This is a genomic window from Chamaesiphon sp. OTE_75_metabat_556 (genome assembly GCF_031378165.1).
Lineage (GTDB): Bacteria > Cyanobacteriota > Cyanobacteriia > Cyanobacteriales > Chamaesiphonaceae > Chamaesiphon.
The window spans coordinates 1-4,331 of the sequence record NZ_JANNDR010000163.1 but is presented as its reverse complement, the minus strand read 5'-3'; the positions used below and the strand labels follow the sequence as shown (position 1 = coordinate 4,331).

The 4,331-nt window shown below is 45.7% G+C and carries 5 protein-coding genes; 3 read left to right on the top strand and 2 right to left on the bottom strand.

Annotated features, from left to right (window positions below; genetic code table 11):
• Positions 1-1,046 (bottom strand): DEAD/DEAH box helicase family protein (locus RMO27_RS06855; protein ID WP_309730887.1); only part of this gene is annotated, 1,046 nt, incomplete at its 3' end.
• A 177-nt stretch (positions 1,047-1,223) separates the two neighbouring features.
• Here RMO27_RS06855 and RMO27_RS06850 point away from each other — a divergent pair.
• The 3 genes from RMO27_RS06850 to phnE all read left to right on the top strand — a co-directional run bounded on the left by RMO27_RS06850 (position 1,224) and on the right by phnE (position 3,859).
• Positions 1,224-2,177 (top strand): phosphate/phosphite/phosphonate ABC transporter substrate-binding protein, encoded by a 954-nt coding sequence (locus RMO27_RS06850; RefSeq protein WP_309730886.1) that lies wholly within the window; start codon positions 1,224-1,226, stop codon positions 2,175-2,177.
• A gap of 121 nt (positions 2,178-2,298) precedes the next feature.
• Positions 2,299-3,081, top strand: a complete 783-nt coding sequence (locus tag RMO27_RS06845) for an ATP-binding cassette domain-containing protein (RefSeq protein ID WP_309730885.1) — start codon at positions 2,299-2,301, stop codon at positions 3,079-3,081.
• 16 nt (positions 3,082-3,097) lie between these two features.
• The gene (gene phnE / locus RMO27_RS06840; protein ID WP_396133632.1) at positions 3,098-3,859 is read left to right on the top strand and encodes a phosphonate ABC transporter, permease protein PhnE; all 762 of its coding nucleotides are present in this window, start codon (positions 3,098-3,100) and stop codon (positions 3,857-3,859) included.
• A 26-nt stretch (positions 3,860-3,885) separates the two neighbouring features.
• Here phnE and RMO27_RS06835 read toward each other — a convergent pair whose 3' ends face one another.
• A complete protein-coding gene (locus RMO27_RS06835) occupies positions 3,886-4,224 on the bottom strand; it encodes a hypothetical protein (protein WP_309730883.1) in 339 nt (112 codons plus the stop codon).
• Positions 4,225-4,331: the final 107 nt, after the last annotated feature.

Below are 4,331 nucleotides of genomic sequence, written 5' to 3'. Positions count from 1 at the left end.
ACTGTGGCATTATCGCTGGTGAAAATCAATGTGGATTCGGGATAGTGGCGTTCGAGGATCTCGGCTAAAATCCGCAGTTTCCCATTCGTTGACAGGGTAATTTCCTTGGCTTCACGATGTGCCAACATTGCCCGTCTGCCTTCAGTCGATCGACAACTAGCGCGGATGAATTTTTGCCAACCATCGATACTCCCAAATGAGATTTTTTGGCTGCGTAAGAAGATATCTCGCTCCTCAATTAATTTGTGATAACGACTGAGTTCTTCATCGCTTAATTTCACTTCGATCTGTTCGACTCGGTAGGGAGCCAACGCCGAACCCGCTAGATCGGCAGGGGTTTGGCGATAGACTTCTTTGCCTAATAATAGATCTAAATCTTGATGTTTGCCGTCGCTACGTTCGGGGGTAGCACTCAATCCTAATCGATAAGGCGCGATCGAATATTCGGCCACGACGCGATAAAAATCTGTCGGTAAATGATGGCATTCATCGCAGATTAATAATCCATATAAATCGCCTAAAGATTCGATTTGGATCGCGGCACTATCATAAGTCGAAATCAAAATCGGCGATCGATCGCGCGAACCGCCGCCAAGTAATCCAATTTCTGTCCCTGGAAACGCCGTCAATAACTGTGCGTACCACTGATGCATCAAATCGATCGTCGGTACCAAAATCAACGTGCTGCGGGGGGTAGCAGCCATTGCAAGCTGCGCGACGAGGGTTTTACCCGCACCAGTCGGTAAGACAATTACACCCTGCCTGCCTGCCCGTTTCCAGGCTTGGAGTGCGGCGGCTTGATGGGGGTAGGGTTCGAGCTGGAGTTGGGAATCTAGTTCGAGTGCCGCAAAGGCTTTGGCTTTGTCGATGAAGTCCGTCTGTTCGTGTTGGAGGACTTCGACGATGTGACGATAGTGATTACCGGGAATCCGAAATTTCTCCACCCGATCGTCCCAGGTGGCATACTCCATCCAGCCTCTACCGCGTGGTGGTGGATGCAAGAGCAAGGTGCCGCGATCGTAAGTGAGGGTTGGCACTCTGGCCATATCTGGATCGAATTTAGAGACACTTTATCCTAACGCAACCCTGGCAGATCGACAGATGCTCCAGCAAGCAGGTTAATCCAGATCGCTCGAATCGCTCCAATATCTATTTACACCAGCTCAGTAATGAGATATTATCTCAATAAGATGTTCCTTAATTAAAAAGTATATTGGCGATCGATGAATAAGCAATTAAAATTCGGTATTGGCATTGCCTCAATCATTTTAGCTGGCGTAGTGGCTGTGAACATTCGACAAATCGTCGGGCCGATTGCTAGCGCGTTAAAGTTATCACCAGCAAATGCGCAAGCCCAGACGATCAAGATTGTCTTTCCCACTCGATCTGGATCGACAGATTTGCAAACCAAAGCCAAAGCTGTTACAGAGTTTCTTAGTAAAGAATTGCAACAACCTGTAGAAGCAGTATTTGGTGATGACACGGCTGCGGTAGAAGCCTTACGTGCCAATCGCGCGGATGTCGCCTTCTTGAGTAGTCGTTCTGCGCTCAAAGCCAAAGAATTAGCAAATGCGAGTTTATACTTAGCCGAAGTTAGGTCGAATTATTCTGGCGGACATACCTATAAGTCAGTTTTCGTAGTTCCCAAAAATAGCTCGCTCAAATCTGGGCAGAGTAAAGATACATTGACTCAACTCAAAGGCAAGAAAATCTCCTTTACATCACCTACTTCGGGATCGGGCTTTATTTTCCCTGTGGCTGAGTTGGTGCAACAGAAATTAGTATCCGATCGCGATCGCTTGAATGGTTTCTTTGGGCAAGTAACCTATGGTGGCAGCTATGATAAAGCTCTCCAGGCAGTATTGAAAGGTCAAGCTGATGTTGCGGTAGTATCAGAATATGCTTTGGGATCTCCCTATATTACGGCTGCTGAAGCTAGTAATTTGCGCGTACTATATAGTATTGCTGGCGTACCTGCCCACGGGATCTCGATCGATGATGATGTCTCTGTTGGCGATCGTAATAAGTTGATTGCGGCAATGCTGAAATTAAATCAACCTGCTAATAATCAATTACTAACCGCCCTTTATAACTCTACCAAATTGGTGAAAGTCAATGGCGATGCACACTTGCAGCCGACAAAAGTTGCACTGCAACAAGCTGGGATGAAACCTTGAAATCGTCATTGGTGAGTCGTTTTAGCTGGTAGAATAGGTAGTAATCTCCACTCGGGCTGACAATCCGATCGGCTACCAGCAAAATTAGGTTTGCTAGTTCTTTGAGTGCGGTAAAAATCAAGTGAGTGAAATCAGTAGCCAGATCGAGAGCGATCGACAGCAAATATCGCCCGATCTTTCCCCAGCCATAGTTTGTCAGGCGGTAGTCAGTCAGGCCAAAATTGGTAATCGACCGATTTTAGATGGGATCGACTGTAAGATTAAACGTGGTGAATTTGTCGCCATTCTGGGATTGAATGGTGCCGGTAAATCTAGCTTGCTCAGAGCGATCGCGGGATTATTGCCACTTAAATCGGGGCAGATTGCCGTTAATGATCTCCCGATGACCCTGAGTACTCGGAAACAGGCACGCCAACCGCTGGCGATGTTATTTCAGGGTGGGGGCTTAATTCCGCAATTGTCTGCTCTCGATAACGTACTGTGCGGTAAATTAGGTGCCTTTTCGGGATGGCAAACATTGACGGGATTTCCAGCCCAAGAACGGCGGACAGCAATAGAATTACTCGATCGATTGGGGATGAGTGACTTTGTGGATATATCTACTCGACAATTGAGTGGGGGACAACAACAACGAGTGGCAATTGCGAGAGCTTTGATGCGATCTCCGCAAATTTTATTGGCCGATGAACCAGTCACAGGCTTGGATATTATTGCCATTCAACAAGTGATGAAAACTCTCGCTCATCTACATCGCGACGGCATGACAATTGTAACTGTTTTGCACGATTTAGCCTTGGCGAGTACTTATGCCCAGACTGCGATTGTTGTCGATCGAGGTCGAGTAGTCTATCATGGGAGCAGTCAAAATCTCAACCCAAAATTCGAGCAATTAATTGAAAGCTAAGTACTGGAGTGAAACCATCGGGCGTTCGATCGTCAAAATCTTGATTTTCTTCGCAGTTATTATTGCTTATAGTTGGGCATGGAATGGTTTACAAGTCGATCTGCAAGCTTTAAAAGATAGTGGTGCTAACATCATTGATTTTATTTCGCGGTTATTTCCGCCCGATCTATCGATTCTTGATGTCGCGTGGGCGAGATTATTAGAGACGATTCAGATGTCATTGTGGGGAACGACAATCGGGGCGATTATTTCGCTGCCGATTGCGATCTTATCTGCAAATAATTTAGTGCCGTGGTGGGTGCGCTGGTGTGCCAATTTTGTCCAAAATGCCGTTCGATCGATCCCGTCGATTATCCTGGGCTTAATATTTGTCGCCGCTACTGGATTGGGCGCGCCAGCAGGCACGCTGGCATTGGGCATTTATACGATTGGTTATCTGGGTAAATTCTACCAAACGGCGATCGAGTCTGTCGATCGTTATTCCCTAGAGGCACTGCAAGTCAGTGGTGCTTCCTGGTTTCAAATCGCCCAATATGGAGTGATGCCACAGGTTTTGCCGCTGTTGTGGGGTTATACATTATATATGTTTGAATATAATATTCGGGCTGCTTCAGTGTTGGGAGTGGTGGGGGCTGGGGGAATTGGATTTGAATTAGTCAATTATATTCGTGGATTTGAATATAATAAAGCCACAACAATGATGTTAGTTTTGCTCGTTGTTGTAACTTGCATTGATATTGCCAGCAGTCAATTGCGCTATCACTTAGAACAAAAATAAATATAGCAATTAATAGTTAGCGATCGTTAATTTGCATAAGTCATTTTTGCCGCAATTTCACCGAGCCAACTATTTTGACCGACAGCGATCGCAATGGCAATCCCTGCCGCACCATTAGCTAGAAAGCCTTTTTCGGTAAATTTGTAATTGATGTGATTGGCGATCGACCACACCAATACGGCAAATCCCGATACCAGCAACAGTGTGATTATAAATGTTAATGAGAGAACTTGACTATCAGCTTGACTGGCATCAGCAACCCAGATTTTTGACCAATGAGAGGCAATTGTCCAGATGAAGACTCTACTCACACAGCACATATAGCCACCGATAAAATAAGCGATAATGCCAGGTATATATTCCATGTGCTGTAACTAATTATTAGTGATGTTCGGTCGATAAATTTACCTACTAATCAGTATTCCCCGTTTATCCGTGACTATCGCCATCGATCGCGTTCGAGATCGTAGAT

What these genes read in the sequence shown, in the direction of transcription:
- RMO27_RS06850 (WP_309730886.1), top strand. Translation starts at nt 1,224, where the DNA reads ATGAATAAGCAATTAAAATTCGGTATTGGCATTGCCTCAATCATTTTA.
- RMO27_RS06835 (WP_309730883.1), bottom strand. Translation starts at nt 4,224, where the DNA reads ATGGAATATATACCTGGCATTATCGCTTATTTTATCGGTGGCTATATG.